This is a genomic window from Candidatus Cloacimonadaceae bacterium, assembly GCA_030693415.1.
In the GTDB taxonomy this organism is placed as follows: domain Bacteria; phylum Cloacimonadota; class Cloacimonadia; order Cloacimonadales; family Cloacimonadaceae; genus JAUYAR01.
The window spans coordinates 14,443-40,078 of record JAUYAR010000178.1; the positions used below are offsets into that span (position 1 = coordinate 14,443).

19 protein-coding genes are annotated in these 25,636 nt (G+C 51.5%); 3 read left to right on the forward strand and 16 right to left on the reverse strand.

What is annotated here, in order from left to right; genetic code table 11:
- The first annotated feature begins 9 nt into the window (after positions 1–9).
- Together Q8M98_11355 and Q8M98_11360 are read left to right on the forward strand one after the other, a co-directional pair.
- Positions 10–918, forward strand: a complete 909-nt coding sequence (locus tag Q8M98_11355) for a PorV/PorQ family protein (protein ID MDP3115346.1) — start codon at positions 10–12, stop codon at positions 916–918.
- 218 nt (positions 919–1,136) lie between these two features.
- Positions 1,137–5,315: a S8 family serine peptidase gene (locus tag Q8M98_11360; protein ID MDP3115347.1), complete on the forward strand. Its 4,179-nt coding sequence runs from the start codon at positions 1,137–1,139 to the stop codon at positions 5,313–5,315.
- Positions 5,316–5,444: 129 nt separating this feature from the next.
- On the opposite strand, the gene dacB is transcribed toward Q8M98_11360, so the two are convergent.
- Positions 5,445–6,962, reverse strand: coding sequence for a D-alanyl-D-alanine carboxypeptidase/D-alanyl-D-alanine-endopeptidase (dacB, locus tag Q8M98_11365; protein ID MDP3115348.1), 1,518 nt, complete (start codon positions 6,960–6,962; stop codon positions 5,445–5,447).
- Positions 6,963–7,524: 562 nt separating this feature from the next.
- On the opposite strand from dacB, the gene Q8M98_11370 reads away from it, so the two are divergent.
- A complete protein-coding gene (locus Q8M98_11370) occupies positions 7,525–7,782 on the forward strand; it encodes a hypothetical protein (GenBank protein ID MDP3115349.1) in 258 nt (85 codons plus the stop codon).
- A 142-nt stretch (positions 7,783–7,924) separates the two neighbouring features.
- Here Q8M98_11370 and gpmA read toward each other — a convergent pair whose 3' ends face one another.
- The 15 genes from gpmA to Q8M98_11445 all read right to left on the reverse strand — a co-directional run bounded on the left by gpmA (position 7,925) and on the right by Q8M98_11445 (position 25,625).
- Complete coding sequence (gpmA, locus tag Q8M98_11375; protein MDP3115350.1) at positions 7,925–8,674, reverse strand: 2,3-diphosphoglycerate-dependent phosphoglycerate mutase; 750 nt, start codon at positions 8,672–8,674, stop codon at positions 7,925–7,927.
- Positions 8,674–9,231, reverse strand: coding sequence for a cob(I)yrinic acid a,c-diamide adenosyltransferase (locus Q8M98_11380; protein MDP3115351.1), 558 nt, complete (start codon positions 9,229–9,231; stop codon positions 8,674–8,676). Before Q8M98_11380 ends, gpmA begins: the two co-directional genes overlap by 1 nt.
- 4 nt (positions 9,232–9,235) lie before the next feature.
- Positions 9,236–9,607: a RidA family protein gene (locus Q8M98_11385; GenBank protein MDP3115352.1), complete on the reverse strand. Its 372-nt coding sequence runs from the start codon at positions 9,605–9,607 to the stop codon at positions 9,236–9,238.
- A 22-nt stretch (positions 9,608–9,629) separates the two neighbouring features.
- Positions 9,630–10,913, reverse strand: a complete 1,284-nt coding sequence (locus Q8M98_11390; protein MDP3115353.1) for an ATP phosphoribosyltransferase regulatory subunit — start codon at positions 10,911–10,913, stop codon at positions 9,630–9,632.
- 150 nt (positions 10,914–11,063) lie between these two features.
- The gene (gene ftcD, locus Q8M98_11395; protein MDP3115354.1) at positions 11,064–12,728 is read right to left on the reverse strand and encodes a glutamate formimidoyltransferase; all 1,665 of its coding nucleotides are present in this window, start codon (positions 12,726–12,728) and stop codon (positions 11,064–11,066) included.
- Between the two features lie 14 nt (positions 12,729–12,742).
- Positions 12,743–13,996, reverse strand: a complete 1,254-nt coding sequence (locus tag Q8M98_11400; GenBank protein ID MDP3115355.1) for a hemolysin family protein — start codon at positions 13,994–13,996, stop codon at positions 12,743–12,745.
- Positions 13,997–15,064, reverse strand: a complete 1,068-nt coding sequence (prfA, locus tag Q8M98_11405) for a peptide chain release factor 1 (GenBank protein ID MDP3115356.1) — start codon at positions 15,062–15,064, stop codon at positions 13,997–13,999.
- Positions 15,061–16,041 carry a DUF1385 domain-containing protein gene (locus tag Q8M98_11410; protein ID MDP3115357.1) on the reverse strand — a complete coding sequence of 327 codons (981 nt, stop codon included), beginning with the start codon at positions 16,039–16,041 and terminating at the stop codon, positions 15,061–15,063. Before Q8M98_11410 ends, prfA begins: the two co-directional genes overlap by 4 nt.
- A 165-nt stretch (positions 16,042–16,206) precedes the next feature.
- The gene (gene rpmE, locus Q8M98_11415) at positions 16,207–16,428 is read right to left on the reverse strand and encodes a 50S ribosomal protein L31 (GenBank protein MDP3115358.1); all 222 of its coding nucleotides are present in this window, start codon (positions 16,426–16,428) and stop codon (positions 16,207–16,209) included.
- Between the two features lie 659 nt (positions 16,429–17,087).
- On the reverse strand, positions 17,088–18,464 hold the full coding sequence (mnmE, locus tag Q8M98_11420) for a tRNA uridine-5-carboxymethylaminomethyl(34) synthesis GTPase MnmE (protein MDP3115359.1): 1,377 nt from the start codon (positions 18,462–18,464) through the stop codon (positions 17,088–17,090).
- Between the two features lie 292 nt (positions 18,465–18,756).
- Entirely contained in the window at positions 18,757–20,613 is a 1,857-nt protein-coding gene (gene dxs, locus Q8M98_11425) for a 1-deoxy-D-xylulose-5-phosphate synthase (GenBank protein ID MDP3115360.1), read from the reverse strand.
- Positions 20,614–20,627: 14 nt separating this feature from the next.
- Positions 20,628–22,574: a BatA domain-containing protein gene (locus tag Q8M98_11430; protein ID MDP3115361.1), complete on the reverse strand. Its 1,947-nt coding sequence runs from the start codon at positions 22,572–22,574 to the stop codon at positions 20,628–20,630.
- Positions 22,575–22,577: 3 nt separating this feature from the next.
- On the reverse strand, positions 22,578–23,618 hold the full coding sequence (locus Q8M98_11435) for a hypothetical protein (protein ID MDP3115362.1): 1,041 nt from the start codon (positions 23,616–23,618) through the stop codon (positions 22,578–22,580).
- Positions 23,615–24,526: a phosphatase PAP2 family protein gene (locus Q8M98_11440; protein MDP3115363.1), complete on the reverse strand. Its 912-nt coding sequence runs from the start codon at positions 24,524–24,526 to the stop codon at positions 23,615–23,617. Before Q8M98_11440 ends, Q8M98_11435 begins: the two co-directional genes overlap by 4 nt.
- A complete protein-coding gene (locus Q8M98_11445; GenBank protein ID MDP3115364.1) occupies positions 24,498–25,625 on the reverse strand; it encodes a GNAT family N-acetyltransferase in 1,128 nt (375 codons plus the stop codon). Before Q8M98_11445 ends, Q8M98_11440 begins: the two co-directional genes overlap by 29 nt.
- Positions 25,626–25,636: the final 11 nt, after the last annotated feature.

The following is a 25,636-nucleotide window of genomic DNA, read 5'->3' on the forward strand; positions in this document are numbered from 1 at the left end:
AGAGCGTGCATGATGAAACACTTTAGATTGATCCTGATCCTGAGCCTGCTTTTTGGCTCGGCACTATGTGCCCAGACGCATGAAAACACAGGCTTGTATGGCTACAAATTCCTCAACATCAGCACCAATCCGCTAAGCTTGGCATTGGGCGGACGCGGCATTCATGCCGGAGGAAATCTTGCCGCATTCATCAACCAACCAGCCAGCGCAGCAATCGAAAGCCACCGCAGCGCTGGAATCTCCCATACCGCTTGGTTGGACGACATCAAATATAATAACGTCTTCTATTCCCAATCAGACCGGCTCACGCATTTTGGACTCGCACTGCGCAATCTGGATTACGGCGAGATCGAAAACCGGGACGTAACCGGCAACCTGATCGGCTACTATTCACCTTTGGATATCAGCTTGATGGCGAGCTATGCCTATCGCATGGGTCCCGCGACCTATTTTGGCTTGAACGGCGGAGTCATGTATCAAAAGCTGAATACCGCCTCCAGCTATGGCGTCCATGCCGATCTGGGTATGACCCTTCTGCCTCCGGTGCGGGATAGCAGATTATCCTTTTCGTTTCGGAACCTGGGCACGTCTTCCAAAATGGAAGACGTGGAGACGCGGATGCCGATCACCTTTGAGACAGACCTCAGCAAAGCTTACACATTTGAGAGCGGCAAGCTCATCCTTGAAGCCAGCGCAGTCAAGCCCATCGACGCAGACTGGAAAGGGATCTTCAGCTCGGAACTGGAAATCTATGAGATGATCGCGCTGCGCGGAGCCTACAAATTGAATCACTCGGCGGAAAACTTCAGCACCGGCATCGGAATCAAGCTGCTCGGGTTGCAGATCGATTATGCCTGGGCGCCTTTCACGAAGGGACTGAACGACGTCCACGCCTTCGGAGTATCCTACAATTTCTAAGCTGATGGGTGGAAGGGTGGAAAGGTGGAGCTGCGCCGTTCGAAAGCTTCGCCGCAATGACGGATGTCCCCGGCTGTCGCAAATTAAAGGCTCAGTGTTAGCGGATTTGTCCGCAAGGGAAGTCCGACCCGTGCGCGTATCACATTCCATTGGCGCAGCTCCACCCTTCCACCCTTCCACCCTTCCACCTTTCCACCAAAAATAAGGATTTATCACGCATGAAGAAAATACTCTCGTTAATACTGCCGGCGTTGATGGCTTTGAGCTGTCTGGCGGCTTTGAATATGGAAATCACGCCTGGAGTGCTCTTGTTCAAAACAACGCAGCCGATATCCGTGCGATCGGATCGCACCGGATTGACAGCTTTCGACAGCTATCTTGACCAACTTGGCGCGTCTAACATCATTCCCATCAGCGGGATGCACACCAATCGCTATTATCAGGTCAACATAGCTGTTGATCCGGATTGGACAGCACTTAAAAATGGTCAGTACAGCTTTACCGGCATCGAATACGCGCAGCCAAACTTTCTCAGGAAGATGCACCTGACTCCGAACGATCCGCTCTATCCTCTGCAATTTCACCATATTACATCCAATCCCCAAGCCTGGAACTACAGCACCGGCAGCTCGCTCATCGTGGTGGGTATCGTGGATTCAGGATTGCTATTTGAGCATCCGGATCTAAATGCAAACATCTGGATCAACCAAGGCGAGATACCAAATAACGGCATCGACGATGACGGTAATGGATATATCGACGATTGGTGGGGCTGGGATTTTTCGGATGCACCGGAAATGTCGGACGTCGGCATCGGCGATTTTACCGGTCAGGACAACGACCCCACGGATGAAAACTATCACGGCACCCACGTTGCCGGAATAGTCGGTGCGGTTGGAAACAACGGCATCGGCATCAGCGGAGTGGCATGGAACGTGAAATTGATGGCGATCCGTGCCGGTTTCAGAACCACTCAGGGACAGGGTTATCTGCAGGATGATGACGCCGCAGCGGCAATCATTTATGCTGCGGACAACGGCTGCCACGTCCTCAACCTCAGTTGGGGGGATCCAAACTATTCCGCCATCATTGCCGACGCCTGTCAATATGCCTATGACAAAGGCGTCACAATTGTCGCCTCCGCTGGTAACGATCCGGGACCGATCCTCAGTTATCCTGCAAGACTTTCCACCGTGATTTCCGTCGGAGCGGTGAATAAAACCCGCAACCTGGCAGGTTTTTCCAGCTATGGAGTCGATCTCGAACTCGTCGCTCCCGGAGAGCAGATTCTCAGCACCTACAAACTGGAAGCGGGTGAGCAGTATTTCGAGCAAAGCGGAACTTCGATGTCCTCGCCTTTTGTGGTGGGTGCCGTCGCGCTGCTATTGTCTTTGCATCCGGGTCTCTCACCCGATCAAGTGCGCAGCCGTTTGCTAAACTCCACGGACGACCTCGGCGCCCCGGGCTTTGATCAATTCTACGGTCATGGTCTTTTGAACTCGCGCAAACTCCTTGAAAACACCAATCCTCCTTTGGTGACCATCACCGATCCTCAGGAATTTGACGGAGTTTCGGACAGCTTTGACATCGTGGGAACCGTCCAAACACAGAATTTCTTCCGCTACTCGGTGATGTATTCCACCAAGAATGCTCCTTCGTCGCTGGATTGGATGGACGTGACCAATCACACAAACCTCCCCGTCTATCACACCGCACCCGTCACCAACGGAACCTTGGCGCATTTCTATCTGCCGGAACTGATGCCGGAAGGGAAATACCTGATTCGCATCCAGTATGAAAACATGAACGGCGGAAAATACAACTATTATCGAACCGTGCAATACGATTACAGCGCGCCCTGGCTGGTTCAGAACTCGCTGCAGAACTTCAAACGCTATGACAAACAAAATCTTCGCTACTACATATCCGCCAAGTTCAACGAACCGGTGCGCACCGAACTGAAGATCATCGCTGCCGACGGCTCCATTTTTGACGTCTATGGCATTGCGCAGGACAGCTTGCACGTGTGGGCAGTGCCACCGCAAGTATCACCGGGCAGCATCGACATCAGCGTCAAAGCCACTAACAAAAGCAACCTCAGCATCGTGACTCCGCTCTATCCCGCATTCATGAACATCGTCTATGAATCGGTGCCCAACTATGGATTCCAACATGAAGTGGTCGGCTCCCCCCGCGTGCCTTTGGCAAAAACATTTGACTACAACGGGGATGGCAGCCCCGAATACGTCGCCATGGATCTGCCGATTAGCGGATATGGAAACGTCTTTGCCTTCCAACCTGAGGCTGGAGGACACGTCGTCAAGCACAATTTTAACGATTCATTTTGGCTGCTGGGTGCCGGAAACACAAACAACCTGGGACAGGAACTGCTTACCCTGAGAGCTGACCGGGCGATTTTGCTGGAAACGATTGCCACCCAAACCTATCCCGGCACCGCCATCTGGGAAGAAGGTGCCATCACCGGAGGCATTTTGGCAGATTATTCCGGAGACGGCGTGGACGACATCCTGTTAGTCAAAAACCTGCCCGCAGAACGCGTTATCCAGCTTTACAAACGCTCCGCCGCGGGAGTTATCAGTGCCAAAAACACCCTGCGCAACACCACGTCCACCAATCTGCGCAACACCTTCGTTCCCTCCATCATCGTCAAAAACTTTGATACCGACAACCAACGTGACATCCTCACCGCCGACACCGACGGAGATATCATGATGTTTGAAGTGACAAACGACAATCTTCATGAAATGAGCTGGACGACACGCCTGCCTGTCGGAAACACCTATCAACTCACCAGCGGTGATTATGACGGCAACGGTCGCCAGGATTTTTTCGTGGGCGGATACTATCGCGATATCCTCAATCCCAACCTCAATTTCTGGTATTTTGAAGGCTTCAAATTTGCTTCAAACAACAACTACACGAGCATGGGCTCCATTATGTTCAACGAAGTCCTCTCCCAAAACTCCGTCCAGTCCTTTGATTTGGACAACGACGGCAAGGATGAGATCATTCTGGCAATATCCCCCAACCTCTATGTCCTGAAATACATCAATGGACAATTTAAACCGGTCTTCAGCGAAAACAGCTTTCGCAGCTATACCACCCTCGCCTATAAAGATGCCAACAACCGTGCCTATTTCATTACCAACTATAAGGTTAGCCCAGATTCCATCGCTGCTGTGCAGTGGACTGCGGAAGATCCTTTCACCGGACCCCCGGCACCGGCAAACCTGCTCTGCGTTCCGCTTGATCATCAAAGAGTTAAACTCACTTGGGTGGATAACACTGCAGCTTCTTTCCGCATCTACCGCAAGGACGATCAAAACAATGTCATCTTGATCGACAACGTCCTCGGCAACGTCTATGAGGATAGCGGACTCGTTTCCGGAAAGACCTACCGCTATACCATCACGGCGGTTAACCACTCATTCAGTCCGCCGGAAAGTATCCCGTTGCTGTGGCAAACCGCGATCCCCAATCCCCTGCCAGTGCTTGTCAGCATAGATATCGTCGGCAGCAAGGAATTGCGCCTCATCTTTGATCAGCAGATGTCAAACGACGCGCTCAATCCGGGATGCTATAACCTCGACCACAACATGGGGATACCGCTTTCCGTGAACAGCATTTTCAATCATTACGGTTTGCAGGTTCGTTTCCGTCAAGCCTTCCCGGCGATCACGGAGATGTTTACTCTGGCATTGCGCAATGTGAAAGGCATTACCGGCGTGGCGCTACCCGTCAATAGCTATACTTTTGCCTACGTGGCGGATGTGGAAGCTCCCAAAATATCCGAAGTGAAAGTGCTTCCGGGTGAAAAAAGCGTGCAGATCACATTCAATGAAGAGATTATGCCCGCCGGAGCGATCCATCCCCTGAACTATCAACTGCATCTTCCATCAAACGATCTCCAAAATTCGATCGACACCATTTCCCACAACCAGGACGTCATCATCATCACCCTCAATTCCAAGCTGAAACCGAGCAGTAGCGCATATTATCTCACCGTGCACAACCTCAGCGACCTTTTCGGAAACACGATCTCGCCCCAGCACAACATTGCCCGTTTCGCGCTCACAAACATCAAGAATCTCAAAAACCTCACCGTTTACCCCAATCCCGTGAAGCCTTCGCTCCATCAATCCTGCGCCTTCATCAATTTCCCCGCCGGGAAAAAGGGCAATATCTCAATCTACGACACTTCCGGAGCGTTGGTTTTCAGCAGCGCCATCGGTCCCTTCAACCCGGAGATCAACAACATCACCTGGCGTTGGAACATCTCCAACAACAGCGGACGCAAAGTCTCCTCCGGCATCTATTTCTATGTAGTGGAAATGGATGGAGAGATCGCGCGCGGTAAACTCGCCGTATTACGTTGAGGGATCGGAGATTTTCTTTCACCACAGAGGAGCGGAGGGATCAGGGAGAGTGTGGCGGAGAATCGGTTTTTTAAGCATCTGAATATATCGCTGCTGTCGCCGACGGAGACGTCGGCGTCTCATGATTAATCAACGTGGAGCCTGTATAATCTCAGAGCCACGGATGTTCACTCCCTGTTCGCATAATCTCACCATCTCTTCCAGCGTCTCATCTTGCCACTGTCGGGCTTTGGTCGTGTCCGGGACATCGTTGCAGAGGATGACGAAGGCATAGAGTTTGCCGTCACTTGCAGTAAAATATCCGGCAATATTGCTGATACCGCGCATGGAACCGGTTTTGGCAAATACTTTTTCGCGGGCGGGGCTTTCCACCAAACGTGTTTTGAGGGTTCCGTCGGTGCCGGAGATCGCGAGGGAGGAGAAGAAGTCTTTGAACCATGGCTGTTTCTGGGCAAAGACGAGGAGCTTGCCAAGGTAGCTTGCCTTGAGTAGGTTTTTGCGCGAGAGTCCGCAGCCATCGACCGCGCTGATGGAATTTGAAACAACTCCGGTGGTGGCGGCGAAGCTTCTGATCTTATCCTGAGTGCTTGCAATGCCGCCACTTAGCTGGACGTAGAGCATCTCCCCCATCAGGTTTGAGCTGCGTTTCATGCAGACGCCCACGATGTCTTTCAGCGGTGGTGATGGATGGTTGAAAAGCGTTTCCATTTGTGCGTTTGCGGGGAAAGCGGAATCGAAGGATGCATGACCGGAGATTTCGATGCCTTTTTCCTTGAAGTATTGCATCATTACTCCGGAAGCGAAAGCATGCGGATCTGGCACCGCGGCTCGTACCCTGTAAGTGCTTTCCAGAGGTATGGTTCCGCTGATTAGGATATGATTTGGCGTATCCGTCGCGTTGATCGAGACATCTGCTTTGACCCCTTGCATCGAAGTCTTCACTATGTTGTCAAATCTGAGGTAAGAGTATCCGCCTTCGACACTTATCGTGGTTTCACAATCCATCGTATCCCCTGCCGTGATCTCATAGATGATGGCGTTTTCATTGAAGGAAAAAGGTGCCGAAATTGCTGCATAGCCATAGGCATAATCCCCCCTGTCCCAGGTGGTGGAATCGCGGTAAACGGGGAATTTGCCGACGTTGATGACCACGTTGCCATTGATGCTTTTGATGCCGTGAGTGCTCAGCGAATCCGCCCAATGCTCAAATATCCGGTGCGCTCCTTCAAGATAGAAATCCGTCGTCCAAGCGGGATCGCCGTCCGCGATGATGACAAGGTCTCCGTTGAGGCATTGTTCGACAATCTCTCCCCGATAGCCAAAGCGAGTGACAAATTGATGTCCGGAGCCCATTTCATGCAGCGCGGCAGACAAGGTGTACAGCTTTTGCAGGGACGCAGGGATCAGATTCGCGTCGGCGTTTCTAACAAAGACCTCTTTGCCAGCCTCCAGCTCCCATATTCCCAGCGCCACAGTCGCGCCACTGATCAAAGGCGAGCGCAGCAGTGCGTCCAGTTTTTGCGTCAGACTATCTGCATCCACGGTATAAACGGCGGCGATAATGCTGCTGATCTGCAATAAGATCAATATGATAAGCAGACAACGTAAGCTGCCGCCGGTGATGGTTTTGCGGCTGTCATAATTCATCGATCTTCTCCGGATTCTATTTGGCAAGCATGGCAATTCAGGACGCGGATTTTGACAATGATTATTTTGGGTGGAAAGGTGGGGCAGAGATGAGAGATGAGAGATAAGAGATGTTTGTCGGTGAACAGGTGACCGGAATATGGATCTACCGACGTCCCCGTCGGTTCATGTCCGCCGGTCAGTTTACGAAATTGGCAGATGTGTCATAAGCATCGCTGCTGTCGCCGACGGGGACGTCGGCGTTCCATGATGTAGCGTTGTATGAGGTTATGGATTTACCGACGTCCCCGTCGGTTCCGGTGCGGCAGCCCCAACAGGAACGACACCAACACCTACAGCGTCAATTCCGGAAATCTGCCATTATCATCCAACTGCTTTTAAATTCAAACTCTTACACGTTCAAATCATATCCTTCCCCGTGAGCATTACGGAGTCAATACGGACTTAGTCCGTAATGAGTCCGTATTGATTCCGTATTGCTATGGGGGAAGGCAATCCGAAAGTCAGTGGTCATTTCATAACAGCGCTGGGTACCGATTTTAACGACAAAGAAAGCCAGTAAGTGTTTGGTCTTGGCGGGATAGTGAGTTTCTCCAAGCGCACTTCGGGGATTGAAGAAATCTACCATTCGCCGGGAAAAAAGTATAGTCTTGATCCGGATGACGATTCGGAAGATAGTTATAGTGCTGAGATAGGGCTTATCGGCATCCGTTTCAAGGGACAAAATATAAGCTGGGATATGGGCGCGTTTCGTCCGCTTAAATACTGGGGTGAGGATTTTTTTGCGTTACCCTTTATCAAGGCAACATATATATATTGAAATTGGAATTGGTGAACGGGTAAGTAGGTGAACAGGTGAGGGGCACAGTCTCACCTGCTCACCCGTTCACCGACAAATATATCTCTGCTCTTGCTCAGCTTTCACTCTGCTTTCCTCTGTGTTTATCTCATCTCTCATCCAGTCACCCCTTCCTTTTTGCCTGATTCGCCACCGCGGCTTCGGCTTTGGCGACTTCCTCAGGATCGGCGAGATAATAGCGTTTGGAGACTTTCAGACCGGCGTCAAATTCATAGACCAGGGGGATGCCGGTGGGGATGTTCAATGAAACGATGTCCGCATCGCTGATGTTGTCCAGGGATTTGACGATGGCGCGGAGGCTGTTTCCATGCGCGGAGACGATCATCCGGCGTCCGGCATAGATGCGTGGGACTATGATCTCGTTCCAGAAAGGGAGGCTGCGTTTGCAGGTGTCTTTGAGAGATTCCGCCAGAGGGATTTGATCGGGTGAAAGAGACGCATAGCGAGGATCTATACCTGGAAAACGGGGATCGTCACCGGTGAGAGGAGGCGGCGGAATATCATAGCTGCGGCGCCAAATGGACACTTGTTCGTCTCCATAGCGGGCTGCAGTTTCGGCTTTGTTCAATCCCTGCAAAGCTCCGTAGTGTCGTTCGTTTAGACGCCAGTCGTTGTGGATGGGCAGATACATCATATCCATCTCGTCGAGGGCGATCCAAAGAGTGCGGATGGCGCGTTTAAGCACTGAAGTCCAGGCTTCGTCAAAGATGAAACCTTCTTCCTTGAGGCGTTTTCCTGCCGCGTGTGCTTCCTGCACGCCTTTTTCGGAGAGATCGACGTCCGTCCAGCCGGTGAAGAGGTTTTCTTTGTTCCAGATGCTTTCTCCGTGGCGGATCAGCACTATCTTATACATTATCTATCTCCTTTGCATTCAATCCTATCTGATGTTCTTTTATAGGTGAGCGCGCCTTCGAAAGCTTCGATATGGCGCGCCATGATAAAGAAGAAATCGGAAAGGCGGTTCATGAAGCTCAAAATCTCTTCCGAAACCTCTTCATGGCGGGAAAGGGAGATCACGCGGCGTTCCGCTCTGCGGGCGATGGTTCTGCAGATATCGAGTTTTGCTGAAGCGGGTGTGGAGCCGGGGATCACGAACCCTGTGACCGGAGTCTGGGTTTCAAAAGCTTTGATCCGTTCGGTGATTTCATCCACGTCGTTTTCGCAGATGGGATACGGATAGACCGCAGTCGGCGAAGCGAGCTCTCCCATCACGCGGTAGAGCTTGTTTTGCAGATCGATCAGCAGTTCCTGCAATTCGGGATTGGCGAGCAGATGTTTGGCATCGCCAATGTGGGCATCCAGCTCGTCGATGCTGCCATAGGCGTCCACGCGGGCGTCGTCTTTCCAGATTCTTTCTCCGCTGTAGAGGGATGTCTGTCCTCGGTCTCCGGTTTTGGTGATGATGCTCATGGATTTATCTCATCGCGATCAGCGAGATTTCGATCAAACCGTCTTTGGGCAGCCGCGCAACCTCCACTGCTTCCCTGGCGGGATAGGGCTGGCTGAAAAAGCGGGCATAGATATCGTTCATTGCGGCAAAATTGTTCAAGTCCTTCAGAAAGACGCTCACTTTGACGGCGTTTTCCATGCTCATACCGGCAGCCGCGAGGATGGCTTTGAGGTTTTCGAAAACCAGTTCCGCCTGTGCCTGAAAGGACTCAGCCATGATGCCGGTTGCGGGGTCGATGCCAAGCTGTCCTGAAATAAAGAGCGTCTCCTTGTGCAGCACCGCCTGGGAATATGGACCTACCGCCGCGGGGGCGTGATTTGTCGATATGGGTTGCATATATTTCTCCTGATTAAATCTGTCATTCCATGTTCAAAGCCTTACGTGCGATCTGCACAGCTTCGATGATATGATCCAGCGCCACGTATTCCTGATGTTCCTTGCCGAGGTTATTCAACAAAATCTTTCCCTCGCGGATGTTTTCCTCGCGGATGAGAATCATCAGGGCGCAGCCTTTTTTTCGGGCGCGGCTCAGTTCCTTTTCCGTGGATGTGATTTCGGCGCCGATCACGGTTCTGATCCTCTGGGAGTGAAGTTCGTGGGCGATTTGGAGCATCATCATCTCCATCTCCGGGGACTGGGAACTGATATAAACCGAGAAAGATTTGGTGCTTGTGCCGAAGCCGCCGCGCTCCTCAAGGATGTGAAAGACCGTATCCAAATTGATATAGAAGCCCACGGCGGGGATCTTCTTGTTGGTGATGAGTTCCGAAAGATAGTCATATCTGCCGCCGCCGCCAACGATGATCTCACTCCCGCCGTGGCGGATGACGAAATCGAAGACGGTTTCGTTGTAATAGGCGAAGTTCTTGAAGAGATAGGGATCGACGCCATAACGGTGTCCCAGATTTGCCTGGATCTTCTTGATCTTCTGGAAGTTATCCTTGCATTTGGGGCAGAGATATTTTGTGATCTGAGGTCCTTTGCTCACGTCGTGAACGCATTTGGGATCGAGGCAGCGGGTGTCCTCAAAGGGATTGGTCTTGAGGTTTTCGATGCAGGCGGTGCAATAAGCGGCGCTATGATCATCCAGATAAGCTTTCAGATCGGCAAAATATGACTGGCGGCATTCCTCGCAACCATAGCTATTTAATTTGAGGGAGACGTCCCCTAACCCGATACCTTCGCAGAGCTTGATTCCGAGGCTGATCACCTCATTTTCGGACAGGATGCTGTCGCTGCCAAGCATTTCCACTCCGAGTTGATAGAATTCCATCGGCTGGTGGTTTTTGTCCTTGCGAAACATAGGTCCGTGGTAATAGAAACGGTGAATCTCGCCCTTTTTATAGATGCGGGCGGTGTGGTGCAGCACGCTGATCGTGCCTTCGGGACGCAGACTGAGCAGGCTGATATCGTTATCCGGCTGGGAAAGATTGAGGGTATTGTCCACGACTTCCTCTGCTTTGTGTCCATGCATCAGGGCTGTGATGCCATCCCGCAACACGCGATAATCCTGCAGCACGGAAAGGCGGATCTCCTCATAATCGTGCATCGCCAGAACGCCGTCAAGCTGCTGCTCAAGCAGCTTCCATTTCCACACGTCCTCGGGCATAAACTCGTGAAAGTTGAGCGGATCAGTTGCCATCATCTCTCCTAAAATATGTGCTGAAGATATTATGCGTTCAAAAGGGTATTTTGTCAATATAAATCGGTTTGATGGACAGCGAGGACAGCCGCGGGGCGACTGTCATTACGATCATAGGCACATCAATGTGAAAACCGGATTAAGCCCTTTTTACAACCTTCCAACTATCTCGCTCTCGATCTTATCCGCGAGGATATTGCAGTTATCGATAATGAGACGAGATTTTGCCAAGATATCGGCTTTGAAACGGTCGTCGGTGATTCCGGCAAGGTTGATGAGGATGTTGTAATATGCGGCTTTTGCAGCGGTGAGTGCTGTGAGCGCTGCCACTCCGGCATCGGAAAGAGCGTTGGTGTTGCCCACTTTTGCCACTTCTTCCGCCAGTTGGATCGCCTGCAGGGATAGCTCGAGTGTTTCAAAGGGAACAAGGATTGCTGTTTGAGTGGTCATTTCTATCATTTCATTACGCGCCGCGATCTCTTCATCGGTCTTTTTTGGCAGACGCATGGCGTCCATCATGGCATAGAAGGCTTCGGTGTCTTTATCGATGCACTGCAAGGCTTTCAGCTTGATGTCCTGTCCCGCGGGAGCCAGTTCGCGCACCTTGTCCTGCACAGCTTCATAGCCTTTTTTATCAATCGTGAGGTTGGAAACCATGGCAGACAGGGCTCCGGACAAGGCTGTGCAAAGCGCAGCGACGCTTCCACCACCGGGAGCGGGCGCGTCTGTGGAGAGCAAATCCGCAAATTCATCTATCTTCATAGAGACGAGGCTGTCTTTTTTGGCGATGGCATATTCGATCACCTTTTTTTCCAGGTCGAAGGGTGCCAGTTCCGCTAATCCCATGGATTGGATGGCGGTTTCCATGATCATCTTCTCCGGGATGCCGGTGCTTTCGTTCATCTTCTCAAGATAGTATTTTCCAGAATTGATCAACGCGGTTTTGGGGATCAAGCCCACAATCTCGCTGCCGGTGACCTGGACGCCCATTTCGGAGGCGAGTTCGCGCACTTTATCCAAAACCAGGTGTGCCGGAGTGATGTTGTAATTGGTCAGATTGATGCTGATCTGGGCGCGGTTGTAGGTATCGATGTACCAGCCCACCGCTTTACAATGTGAAAAAAAGCCGGGGATGGTGATCTTGTTGCCCTTTTCGTCTTTTAGCTGCTTGCCGTTGGAGTCGCGGGCAGGTTTTCCGCTTTCACGGATGGAAAGAGCGATGTCGTGTGCTTTCTTTTTATCGCGGGTATTGAGATTGACGTTGTAGGCGATGAGAAACTCGCGGGCGCTGATCGCGGTAGCCCCGGAACGGGCGTTGAAAACGTGGGGACCAAAATCCGGTTTCCAGGCTGGATCCTTGGCTTTTTCAGCGAGGGCTTCATATTCTCCGCTGCGCACGGTTGCCAGGTTGCGCCACTCCGGTTTGTTAGCTGCGTTTTCATACAGATAGACGGGAATGCCCAGTTCCTCGCCCACGCGTTTACCAAGTTTGCGGGCATAATCGGCACATTCTTCCATGCTCATATCCGAGATGGGGATGAAGGGACAGACGTCTGTGGCGCCCATGCGAGGATGCGCACCGTGATGTTTGCTCATGTCGATCAGTTCTGCTGCTTTTTTGATGGCGAGAAAAGCGGCGTTGACAACCGCTTCCGGTTCGCCTGCCATAGTGAAGACGGTGCGGTTTGTATCCGCTCCGGGATCGACGTCCAGAAGGACTACGTTATTCACCCCGCGGATTTCGGCAGCGATGGCGTCAAGGACTGCCTGGTCTCTTCCTTCGCTGAAGTTGGGGACGCATTCCATCAATTTCATGGATTACCTCATCGTTATGTTATTTTATGGATTTTTACCTTGATTATCTTCTTGTCGGTTGCCTGCAAAACCTGAATCCGATAGGGATCGACAGTGATGAATTGCCCCTGCAGGGGGATGCGTTCAAGCTTGTCGAGGATCAATCCGGCGATGGTTTCATAGCTCCCTTCGGGAAGCTCAATGCCATATTCATCCGCAAGATGGTCGATCTCCACGTCCGCCTGCGCCAGCCAGGTATTGGGTGAAACCTGTTCCACTTGCTTGTCCTGTTCGTCGTCGTCATATTCATCTTCGATGTCGCCGACGATTTCTTCGAGGATGTCCTCCATCGTCACGATTCCCGCAGTTCCACCGTAGGAATCCACGATAATTGACATAGATCTGTGTTTTTGCTGCATTTCCTTGAGCAGGACGTCCAGATCCATATTCTCCGGAGCGAAGAAAGGCTCGTGGGCTATCTGCCCGGCGGTCATGTTTTCGGTGCAATCACGTTTGAGGACATCATAGATGATCAGCACGCCAACGATGTCATCGAGGTTTTGGCGAAAAACGGGATAACGGGTGAAGCCTTCTTTGCGGGCGATCTCGATTGCTTCGGTGATAGTTGCGCTTTCCGGGATGGCGACGATGTCCGTGCGGGGCACCATCACGTTGCGGGCTTCCTGTTCCTTAAAATCCAGCGCGTCCTCGATCATTTCAATGTGGGGCTGGCTGATCGCATCCGAAGATGTTTGAGACAGCAGATAGGACAGGTCGTCCTTGGTGAGATACTTGAAGTGCTGTTCGCCGTTGATGCGCAGCATTTTCTGCATGCCGTTGTTGATCCAGGTGACGATCATGATCATCGGCTTGAAGACAATGGAGAAAAAACGGATCAAGGGAAAAAGAGCCGGCACGATCGTCTCTGCGTGATCGCGGAAGATCGCCTTGGGCATGATCTCGCCAAATGTGAGAACGATCACTCCGATGAAAAGAGCCGTGTAGCGGGCATCGAGATTTGTGATGTTGAGCTGATGCACAAAATAGGTGGAGATCGATGCCAACAGGACGTTTGCAATGTTGTTTCCGATCAGGGTCGTGCCCAGAAACTTATCCGGTTGACGCACAAAAGCCAAAAGCTGGGCACGGGACTTGCTGCGCTTCGCCTCGTTTTCCAAATTGATCTGATTTATGGAGATCAGTCCGGTCTCATATCCTGAAAAAAGAAAGGACAAAGCCAGAAAGACGAGGAGCATGCCCCCCGTCAGCAGTATCGGAATCAGCGCCATTTATTCATTTACCTTCTCGTTTCGCCATGCCATTCTCAGCGATGTGATAAAGTCATCTATCTCTCCAGCCAAAAAAGCGTCGAGGTTATAGCTTGTCAAGTTAATTCTGTGATCGGTCACCCGGGACTGGGGGAAATTGTATGTTCTGATCTTGGCGGATCGGTCTCCGGTGCTCACCTGCGCCTTGCGGGAAGTGGCGATTTCCTGTTCCTGGCGGCTGATCTCATTGTCCAAAAGTCGGGCACGCAATACTTTCATCGCCTTCACCTTGTTTTTGAGCTGGGATTTCTCATCCTGACAGGTGACCACGATGCCGGTAGGAATGTGGGTAATGCGCACCGCGGAATCTGTCGTATTCACGCTTTGACCGCCATTCCCGGAGCTACGATAGACGTCCACGCGGATCTCGGCATCGTTGATCACGACATCGATTTCCTCGGCTTCGGGAAGCACTGCCACGCTCACCGCGGAGGTGTGGATGCGTCCTCCGGATTCCGTCACTGGGATGCGTTGCACGCGATGAACGCCGCTTTCAAAACGCATCAAACCATAGGGCTGATCTCCGGAAAGCTGAAAGATGATCTCTTTAAATCCGCCCAAACCGGTTTCGCTGCTATCCAAAAGTTGCAGTTTCCAGCCTTTCTTTTCCGCGTAGTAGCTGTACATGCGATAGAGGTCGGCTACAAAGAGCGCCGCTTCCTCACCACCGGTTCCGGCACGGATTTCGATGATGGCATTTTTATCGTCAATGGGGTCTTTGGGGTTGAGCAGATCGCGCAGCAGCAGTTCGGCATCTGCCAGTTTAGCTTCCAGATCGGCAAGTTCGTCCTTTGCCATGTCTTCCATATCGGCATCACTTTCCGTTTCAAGGATATGATGCGCATCGAGGATGTGTTGTTCGATTTCCTGATAGCGGCTCCAGGTTTCGTTGATTTCGCTCAGTTCCTTGAATCTGCGCATCAACGTGCGAAAGCGGCGTCCGTCTGAAATGATCAGGGGATCGGAGACGCTTTCCTGCATTTCTTCCAATTCTTGCCTAAGGGAATCGAGCTTGTCTCTCGGAATCATTTTTTTCCGCTCAAGAGCACCACGTTGTGTTCGCTATAATCCAGACCCAGCGCGGCTTTCATCGCCACTAACGCTGTTTCGACCATGCTGTCATCCGGGGGCTGGGTGGTGATCCTCTGCATTGCCATGCCGGGGATCGTCATCAGTTTCACGATCGGGTGTTTGATGTTGCGTCCGCTGAATTTGAGCACTTCGTAGCTGACGCCGGAAATGATTGGAATCATTAGAAAATGGTATCCCAGACGCAGGAACATCGGCAGCGGACCCTTGAGGATGAAAGCGGAAACGAGGGTGTCCGTGATCGAAAATATCAAGATCGCGATCAGCAGCACAAAGAACATAAAGCTCGTGCCACAACGCGGGTGGATGGTGCTGTTCTTTTGGATCTCGGCGATCAAAAGTTCGTTGTTTTTCTCGTAGGCGCTCACGTTTTTATGCTCCGCCCCGTGATATTGAAAAAGGCGGCGGATGTCCTTCATCAGGCTGATCAGCCATACATAAAGCACAAAAAACACAATCCTGATCCCTCCGGCGAAGAGGTTGAAAAAGAAATCCTGTCTGGAAAGCTTCATCCAGTCCGAAAGCTTGTAGGGTAGCAGTCCGAATAGCAGAAAGGCAAGCCCGAAAGCGAAGATATAGCTGAATATCTCCTCCGTCTTTTGCGCCGCCTTGGATTTGACTTTCACGGTTTTGCCATTTTCCTTCTCCGTTTCGATCAGATCGAGCTCAAAGCGGGTGGCGGAAAAGGTGAGGGTCTTGATGCCGATGATCATCATCTCGATCAGGGACACAAAACCACGAATGATGGGAAGCTTAAATAGCTTCACCGTCTGGGTCTTGCTGATAAAGGGGGTCTTGAGCAGTTCAATGCTTCCATTTTTACGGCGAATAGCGGTTGCCAGAGTTTCCGGCCCGCGCATCATCACGCCTTCGATGACGGCTTGACCGCCAACACTGATTTCTTGTTTATTTGTCATAATCTATTCCTTTGTGTCTCCGGTTTAGTCGCGATCATTGGGGTTGTCACACATCATCGGCTTCAGCCGGTAACCACAAATATCGATCGCGATCGGCAGATAAATAAAAAACGCCATTTACCTGCTCAAAGCATCGGCAAAATGGCGTTCTAAGATGGTTTTATTCTACTTTTCGTCTTTCAGATCGTCTTTCAGGTTATATTTCTTATTGAATTTTTCGACCCGACCGGCGGTATCGATGATCTTCTGCTTGCCGGTGTAAAACGGATGGCACACGCTGCAGATCTCGACCTGCACATTACCCTTGGTGGAACGCGTTTCGAAGGTGTTCCCGCAAGCGCAACGAACGGTCACAACCTCATATTTAGGATGAATTCCCTGTTTCATTTATCTTGCTCCTTGATGAAATTAACTGAATTTGAGCCAAGAAAATCCACGTGCGCTATGTGTCAACAAGTTTTTCCCAACCTGCTTATGCCATATCCTTTTACAAATGGCTCGATCCTGCTTGGGGACTACCTCAATTCAAGAGGACTCGAGGCTTTCTTATACTGCATTTCCATATAATCTCTCTCTGCTGCAACCAATTTTATCGGTATTTTTGGGGCTGTGGCTCTCATCCCAAAGCATCTATCGTGAAACATCCATCACAACTATCGCTCTATCAACATCTTCAACATCTATACTGTCACGCAGCATCGGCATGCTGCGCTACATCCAAAGTGTTAATTAAGCCTTAATCAAGCGTTAATCAAGCGTAATAAAACTAACGCTTGATTAACGCTTGATTAAGGCTTGATTAACGCAGCCAAGGCGGAGAGCAGTGTAGCGCCACATGCCGATGCTGCGGAAACGAAGAGTGGATACGAAGAGTGGATACGAAGAGCCAGGCGGAGAATAACCAATGAGTATGGCAATGAAAACTAATCACGCTTGGAGGGATGAGCCCCGAAGGCAATCGAGGCGGTTGCCTTTACGATAAACGTAGCACACTGCTTGGAGGGATGAGGACAGTCCAGGCGACTGTCACTACGATTTTATGTCTTCTATTTGCCGATGCAGAAATTGCCGAAAATCCGCTGAAGCATATCGTCCGGAGTGATGATCCCGAGAATCTCTTCGATGGCGGAACTGGCGGTGATCAGATCAAAGGCAACGAATTCAAAACCGGCGTCCTCCGCGAGAGCGTCCTTGGCTTTTCTTAGGGAATCGAGGCTGCGTTCAAGAGCTCCGAGGTGGCGGGTATTGGTGATCAGCGGACGATTGACGATTTCCTGAGGCAGCTCAAAGCGGGATATAATCGCAGCGGAGAGGGCGTCCAAGCCATTTTCCATCACGATGGAAGCTGGGACATGGGGAACTCCGGAAAGAAACGTTTCAAGTTTCGAAGGATCTACCAGATCGGTTTTGGAGAGGACAAAGAGACATTTCATGCGAGTTTCTTGAGGTAGTGAAGGCGAATATAACTCAGGAGGCTCACTCCCCAAAACCTGATCCGCGGGAATCAGATATAGAACAAGATCGGCTTCCTTCATCAGTTCAAGGCTGCGGTCAATGCCGTGTCGCTCGATTTCGTCAGCGCTTTCGCGGAGTCCCGCAGTGTCGTAAAGCACAATGGTGTATCCATTTAGAGAAAAACTTTCTTCCAAATAGTCTCTGGTGGTTCCTGGATGGGGGGTCACGATGGCACGGTTGTGTTTCAAAAAAGCGTTGAATAGTGATGATTTGCCGGAATTAGGCGCTCCTGCAAGGCAGATTCTGATGCCGTCGCGGATATATTTGCCACTATTTCCTTCCATGCAGAGAGCGCCTGTCTTGGCGCAAAGCATGTCGATCCTGGTTTTCAGGTCGTCGAGATCGATCTGAGGAAGATCCTGATCAGAAAAATCGATGGCGAGTTCACAGCGCATCCTTGCTTCCGTGATCTCGTCCAAAATGCCTTTCAAATGCGCGGAAAGAATGCCCTGCGCCTGCATCAATGCAGCGGTTTCAGCTTTGGCGCTCCTGGCGTTGATGAGGTCGTTCACCGCTTCGGCACGGGCAAGATCGAGTTTTCCGTTCAAGACCGCACGCAGGGTAAACTCTCCCGCTTTGGCATGCCGCGCATGACGCAATAGCACTTTCAGGATTCTGGACGCGAGATGGGGATTGCCATGGCAGGAGATTTCCACGCTTTCCTCGCCGGTGTAGCTGTAGGGTGCGCGAAAAACGCTGATCAGCACTTCGTCGATGGGGATGCCCTCCTCGTCGTGAAAAATGCCATGCACAAGGGTGTGGGAAGTCGCTTTGAGCAGCTTTTTACGCGGACGGAAATGCTGTGCTGCGATGCCAACGGAGTTTTTTCCGGAAAGCCTTAGCACCGCGATGGCTGCGCTTCCCGGTGGTGTGATGAGAGCAACGATGGGATCAGAGAGGAAGATCATGGCTTAGAGAGGTGGAAAGGTGGAAAGGTGGAAAGGTGTGCCTGTAGCGCAGCATGCCACTGCTGCGGAGGTGGAAAGGTGCTTCAGAGATGAGAGATGAGAGATGAGATAAGCTGGCGCCGAACGAAAGCAATCAGCAGCACATGGTTCATCTAACATCTCACGTCTCATAACTCACTCTCTCATCTCTCTGCTCTTGCTCTGCTCTTGCTCTGCTTTCCTCTGTGGTGAAAATCTTCTCTGATCTCTCTGTTTCTCTGTGGTGAAAACCTTCTCTGAATCTCTCTCAACTTCAAACACTCTCTTTGATCCGTTCATATAGTTTTTCCGGAGTAAAACCGATGAGTTCGTTGAGCAGGGAGGTCTTGCCATGGGTGACAAACTGGTCTGGATAACCGAAATTGATCACCTTTACGTCATGTTCTACAAGCAGTTGAGCGATGCGTGAACCGATCCCGCCGATGATGGAATTGGTCTCGAAAGTGAAGATGCGGGAACAGGTCTTGGCGAGTCTGTTCAGCATTGTTTCGTCCAGAGGTTTGATCGAGCGGAGGTTGATCAACGCAGGTTGATGCCCATCATCGCGCAGTTTTTGCCAGACCTCTTCAGCGATTGGCAAAGCGTCGCCGCAAGCCACCAGAGCGATTTCTTTGCCGCTATGCACTGTCTTCGCCTTGCCGGGCATGAAACTCTCAAGTGCTTTTCCCGTGCAAAATGCGGTGCCGCGGGGATAGCGGATGGCGATGGGTCCTTCTGTGTAGGTCGAGGCAAAGCGCATCATGGCGTCCAGTTCTTCTGCCGTGGCGGGAGCGAGGATGATCAGGCTTGGAATATAGTTTAAAAATGAGATGTCGAAGGCGCCATGATGAGTGGCTCCGTCTTCTCCGACAAGTCCGGCGCGATCAATGCAAAAGACTACCGGCAGACGCGGCAAAGCCACATCGTGGATCACCTGATCGAGGGCGCGCTGCATGAAAGTGCTATAGATCGCGACGAAGGGTTTTAAGCCCTTGCAAGCCATTCCGGCGGCAAGAGTTACGGCATGCTGTTCAGCGATTCCGACGTCGAAGAAACGTTCCGGAAATTCCGTTTCAAAGCGGGTGAGTCCGGTTCCAGCACTCATCGCGGCTGTGATACCGGTCACGTTTTTGTTCGCCTTGGCGATCTCGCAGAGGCTTTTCCCAAATATCTCCGACCAGGATTCGCTGCCGCTGCAGATTTGCATTCCGCTGCTGCTTTCGAAGGGTCCGACGCCGTGGAACAGCGATGCATCCTTCTCCGCGGGGATATAACCCTTGCCTTTTTGGGTGACGACATGGAGCAGGACGGGGCCGACCATGTAATTCTTGACGCGGCGGAAGATGGAAGTAAGCTGTTTGATGTCGTGTCCGTCGATAGGTCCGACGTATTTGAAGCCGAGGTCCTCAAAGATGATATTGGGCACGAGGATGTTGATCATGGATTCCTCAAGCTTTTGAGCGCCATAGATAAAGCGGCGCCGGATGCTGTTTGGAAGGCTCTGGCTCATCTCCCAGATCTGCTGTTTGAGGGCGTTGTAGGATTTGCTTGCCATCATGTGCGCCATGTATTTCTGCAAGCCGCCAACGTTTTTGGAGATGGACATTGCATTGTCGTTGAGAATCACGATAAAGCGGTTTTTTTGCAGGTGCCCGGCGTGGTTGAGCGCTTCGAAGGACATGCCTCCGGTGAGGGCTCCGTCTCCGATCACGGCGATGTTAAAGTTGTTATCCTTATTCAGATCGGAGGCGCAAGCCATACCCAACGCGGCGGAGATGGAAGTGCTGCTGTGGCCGGTGCTGAAGGCGTCAAAGGGGCTTTCGTCCCGATTGGTGAATCCGCTGATGCCGCCCAAGCTGCGAAGCGTCTCAAAACGGTCGTTTCTGCCGGTGAGGATCTTCCAGGCATAGCTTTGATGTCCGACATCCCAGACGATGCGGTCTTTGAGGGGATTGAAGATGTGCAAAAGAGCGATGGTGAGATCGACCGTTCCAAGGCTGGGAGCGATGTGTCCGCCGGTCTTGGAAACCACGTCCACAAGGCGTTTGCGCAGTTCCTTGGCGAGGGTTTTGAGCTCAATCAGGCTGAGTTTCTTGATCTCAGAGGGGGAGGCTATGTTTTCCAAAATCATGGGTTTCTCCTGGGTTATACGCTTGGGCTTTTGGGTAGTCTGGCTTCTTCAAGCTTGACGATTATGATTTCCACCGCCATCAGGAGCAGCGCGGCGATAAGCAGAAACTTCCAGATGTCGTGTCCGAGGCGGGTGTGAAAGAGGCTTGCCTGCCAGTTTTCGCCCAGGACTTTGATGTGTTTTAGCTTACTAAAGTCCATGGGGACAAATTCGCTTTCGGAGCGCGGAATATTGACCGCCACGTGAGTCTGAGAGCCATCCGGCAGATCCAGTTTGTAGATTCCGGGACGCGCTGGCCGGTATGCGCGTCCGGCAAGATGGAGCTTATTTTTATCCGGAAGAGTGATCGTATCGGCAGAGAGGATGTCTCCGATCAAATTGCTCTGTCCCGCGGCACGTGCTTGTCCGGCATATTCTATGCTGCGATAGGCAAAGACAGGATAGGCGGGATCGAGGAAGAAAGTGCTGTTCGCCACCGCGGGATCGAAAGCCCAAAGCAGCATGTTGTCCTTTGCCAAAGCGAGAGCCTCGCGTCCGGCAGACAAAAGTGGAATAGCGGATCCGGCTGAAATGCTCCAATAATCCGTGATCTTGCTCTTACCGATGCTTTTGTCCGCGATGATGGAGCTGACATAGTGATGTTTGTTCACGTAGTCGATGCTGGCATTGGAGCTTTGCCAGGCACCGATGGAAGCGGTAAAGAGACTCCCTATGAGGTTCTTGTAATCCTGCGAAAGAGACCGATCCAGACAGAAAAGGACACCGTGTTTGCGCTTCTGCAGCGCGAGGATAAACTCCCTCAAACGGGGAGATAGCGAACCGGGGGCATAGAACACAAAAAGTTGATACTGCTCGATGCGGGAGAGATTTAGCTGCTCTGGTCTCAGCATGTCCACACCTTTGCCGACATAGACACGCAGCATGGAATCCAGATAGAAAGGCAACGAACTCTGAGCGCTGACCACCGCGATGCGCGGGTTCAGATGGAAGGGAAAGGAAAAATAGGCTCGGTTGTCATGCAGGAGACGATCATCCGCCACTTCGACGTAGCCGCTCTGCCAGCCATCGCTTTGTAGATCGATGGCGAGGCTTTGATTGAGGCTTTGGCGGGCAGGGATAGAGACGAATTTCTCCGCTATCTTGATGTCGCCAAGCACTATGCGCACAAGGACGTTTTCGCGATCCTGCACGCCGTGGTTGGTTAGGATAAATTCGATCGTCTGCTGACGTTTCTTTTCCACTAATTGGGCGATGGGCTTGGCATCACGGCAGCTAAGGTTTTCCACGGGGTTGGTCTTGACGATGGGAATGAGGTGGATGGGCAGGCTCGAGAAGGCAGGATATTCATGGCTCTGTCCATCGGTCAAAAGATAGATTTCGCGGTTTGAGAGCTGGGTTTCCGCCAGCTTGCTTTCCGCATGGTTCAGCATATCGGAAAACGAAATAGGGCTGAAACTCACTTCGATGAGATCAAGCACCTCTTCGGGTATCAAACCTGCATAGATCTGCGAATGCAGATTGTTCCAGCCTTCGTCCGAAGTGATCAGGATCAATCTGTCCTGAGGGTTGCAAAGGGCATTGATCTTTTTGATGGCATCCCGGGCGCGGTCAAGATTGCTGCGCCCTTCATGGACATAATCCATGCTATAGGTGGTGTCCAGCAGGATGGCGATGGCGGTGGGAGGATGCTTTTTGGAGGGTTTGAACCGATCCGAACGGAAGAGCGGACGCGCCACTGCTAGCGCCACCAAGAGAATGATCAGCATGCGGATAATCAGCAGGAGGATATTCTTGAGCTGGGTGCGTTTCTTTTCTTGTTCCATGCTCATCTTGATGAAACGCAGGGAGGAAAAGATCACCTGCTTGGGCTTCTTTTTTGCCAACAGCCAAATGAGCAGCGGCAGCACAGTGGCGGCAGCAAAGATCAATAAGCCGGTGTTTAGAAAGCTGAGCTGAAACATTGTTTAGGGGAGACCGATCCCGAGGGAAAAGAGATATTCGCTTTCGCGCAGCTTCATGCCGCGGTTGTTCATGGAAAAATCAAAGCGGAAGACATTGTAGTTATAGCCGGAGCCAAGCGTGTAATTGATATTCGAAGTGCCGTAAAAATCCTGGCTATAAAGCCCCAGGCGCAGCACCAGTCCCTGGCTTGTGGAATCGCCCTGCAGGTTTTGGCTGCCCCAACTCCAGGTGTTTTGAAAGCCGAAGTGGATGGAGGTGTCCGTCTGTTTGCTGGTCTTGCCTTGAACCCCGCCCATGAGGATGCTGCTGCCGCTGGCATATTGGACACCGAGCGCGACACGGCGTTGGATGGGTTTGGAATCATAGTTTTCCCAGTAAAGTCGGGAAAAGAGGTCGTATGCAGTCAGCCCAAAGGTAAAATCCTCTTCGCGCATGGTGAGACCGACGTCCGTGGAAAAGCCCTTGACCTTATCATCGATAAAGGCATCCCGCACGAGATTGCTGCCCACGCGGTGTTCTTTCAGATAGACCAGTCTGCCGGTGAGATACTTGATATTGATCCCCGCGCGGATGGATTGCCAGGAATCGTCCTTTGCCGCCAGCGACATCTGCACTTTGTCTAATTGATAGTCATAATAGCGGCTGCTGTCGCCCCCTGCGGTGATTTCGCTGATGTGGACGCTTGCCACAGGTTGATAGGTCCAGGCGGCTTGTTTGGTGACGAGGGAGAAATACTTAAATTGCTTGGGTTTGAGCGCGTTGCTGATTTGAGTGGCTTCCCAGAAGCCCATAGCCTTTTCGTCCGCCACACGGAAGGAGGTGACCAAGGCGCTGATCTGATTATCCGCTAACAGCGCAGGATTGGAATAAGAGCCATAATAATCCCCCCCATTGGTGATATTCATGCCACCCAAACCGATCGCCATGGGGCTCACGTTGTTTTCCGGGATCGCATAGTCATATTCCCTGATTGGCAGAGCCGGCTGTTGAGCGATCAAAACGGTGCAGAACATTAGTGTCAACATGAATAAACATATCTTCATGGAGTTTCTCCCTGTATTTTTCGATGAACGAAGAGTGCGAGGTAATAGCCCAAAATGCCGATGCCCACCCCCGCCACGGCGTCGATGAACCAGTGATAATGACAATAGACGGTTGCTAAAGTGAGAAAGAAAGTGATCACGGCAAAGATGTAGCCCAGGGGACGAACAAATTTGAGCGCCGCGATGGTGAGCACGACGGTGATACCCACATGCGAGGATGGAAAAGCTCCGCCGAGGTGAACGGTATTGCTATAGATAAATACCATGATGTGGGTGAAGACGCCGGCGCGGTAATGCTTTGTCATCTCCATCGCTTCCGGAAAGAAACGTCCTCCCACCACCGGCAAAAATGAATAAATCCAGTAGCAAAGATAGAACACGAAAGTGAGGTTGAAGATCAGCTCCTTGAAGGCGGCTTTCTTCTTGAAATAGAGATAGACCGGCAGTCCCGCGATCATCAAATAATAGCAGAAATAAGCGAAGTGAAATAGCTCGGATACCGCCCAGTGGCTAAATCTCTGACCCCAGACCATCGATGGATAATAGCCGAAGAGCTGATGGTCGATCTTGTGGAACAATGGATCCAGCCAATCGGCAAAGATGACGCGGTTCACGGCATAGCTGGATGTGAAGAAATAGCCGAAGAGCAGCACCGGATATATGCTGCGCACAAAGCTCAGCGCGCTGTGCATCCGCGGTTTCGTTACCGGATCGAGATTTTGCTGCGCCCATGCCATCAAAAAGACCAGCGCGAGGATGGAAAGATATGCCGGCAGATGGAGATAGACGTCCGTGGCGCGGGAAAGCCCAATCAGCATATAGAGCACGAACCAGCCACAGAAGGCGATCGTGATCTTGTCGATGGCGCTAAAGCAGGGACTATTGGTTTTCAGGAATCGCTCTGTCATAGATCCGATAGGTCTTATATGCCACCGCGTCCAGCATTTCCGCCACGCGGTTCATCATTGTGTTGTTTTCCAGCACCCAGGAGAATTCCGCACGGAAAAAGCCTTTGGGCAAGCCGTTTTTATATTGGTGATAGTAGAAAAGTGTGTCGATGCCGCGTCCCTGAAACTCTTTGATCACGCCCATGGTGACGACTCTGGCGCTGGAGATCCTGCGTTTTGCCAACAGTGCTTTGATGATGGTGATCGGATTGACGCGCCCATTCATGACCTTCAGCACTTCGTTGTAGTTTGGCAGTCCGAGACTGAAACCGGCAGGTTTGCCATCCACTTCGGCGATAAAGATGATGTCCGGATCCGCCATGGGAAGCAGTTCCTTGACGATGTGTCTGAATTCCTGCTCAGTCATGGGGACGTTTCCCCAATTGTATTCCCAGGCTTTGGTATAGATGTCAAAGAGGGTTTCGATGTCTTTTTTGAGCTGTTTCTTATTTCTGCTGAGAGAGCGGATGGTGGCTTTGCTGCGCCGCTGAAGCAATGGCGCCACTTTGGCGATGCGTTCCGGCATGGTCTCATTGATGCAAAGATAGGCATACATATCCATGGTTTTTTCCAAGCCCCAGCCCTCGCAAAGTTTCTGATAATAACGTTTGTCATGCCGCATCAGCACCATTGGAGGATCGTCGAAACCATCTGTTAGGAGACCGCATTCTTCATTGACGGAGAAATTCATCGGTCCGCGCATCGAGGTCTTGCCGCGATAGCGGTTCCACTCCAAGGCAGCATCGAAAAGAGCGTTGGCAACTGCTTGATCCTCAACGCATTCAAAGAAACCGAAGAAACCAATGTTGTCGTTGTGTTCCTTATTGTGTTCAGTATTGGTCTGCGCGGAAATCCTGCCCACGACCTTCCCATCCTTGAATGCCAGAAACAGCATCACTTCCGAATGCAGGTAGAAAGGGTTTTTGCGCGGATCAAAGAACTTCTTTTGTTCCGAAATCAAAGGCGGAACCCAGTTCGGATCGCCTTTATAGAGTTCAAAGGGCAGCATGATGAAGGCTTTGATGTCCTTCTTGTTTAAGACCGGTTTGATCCTGATCATATATTCCTCGC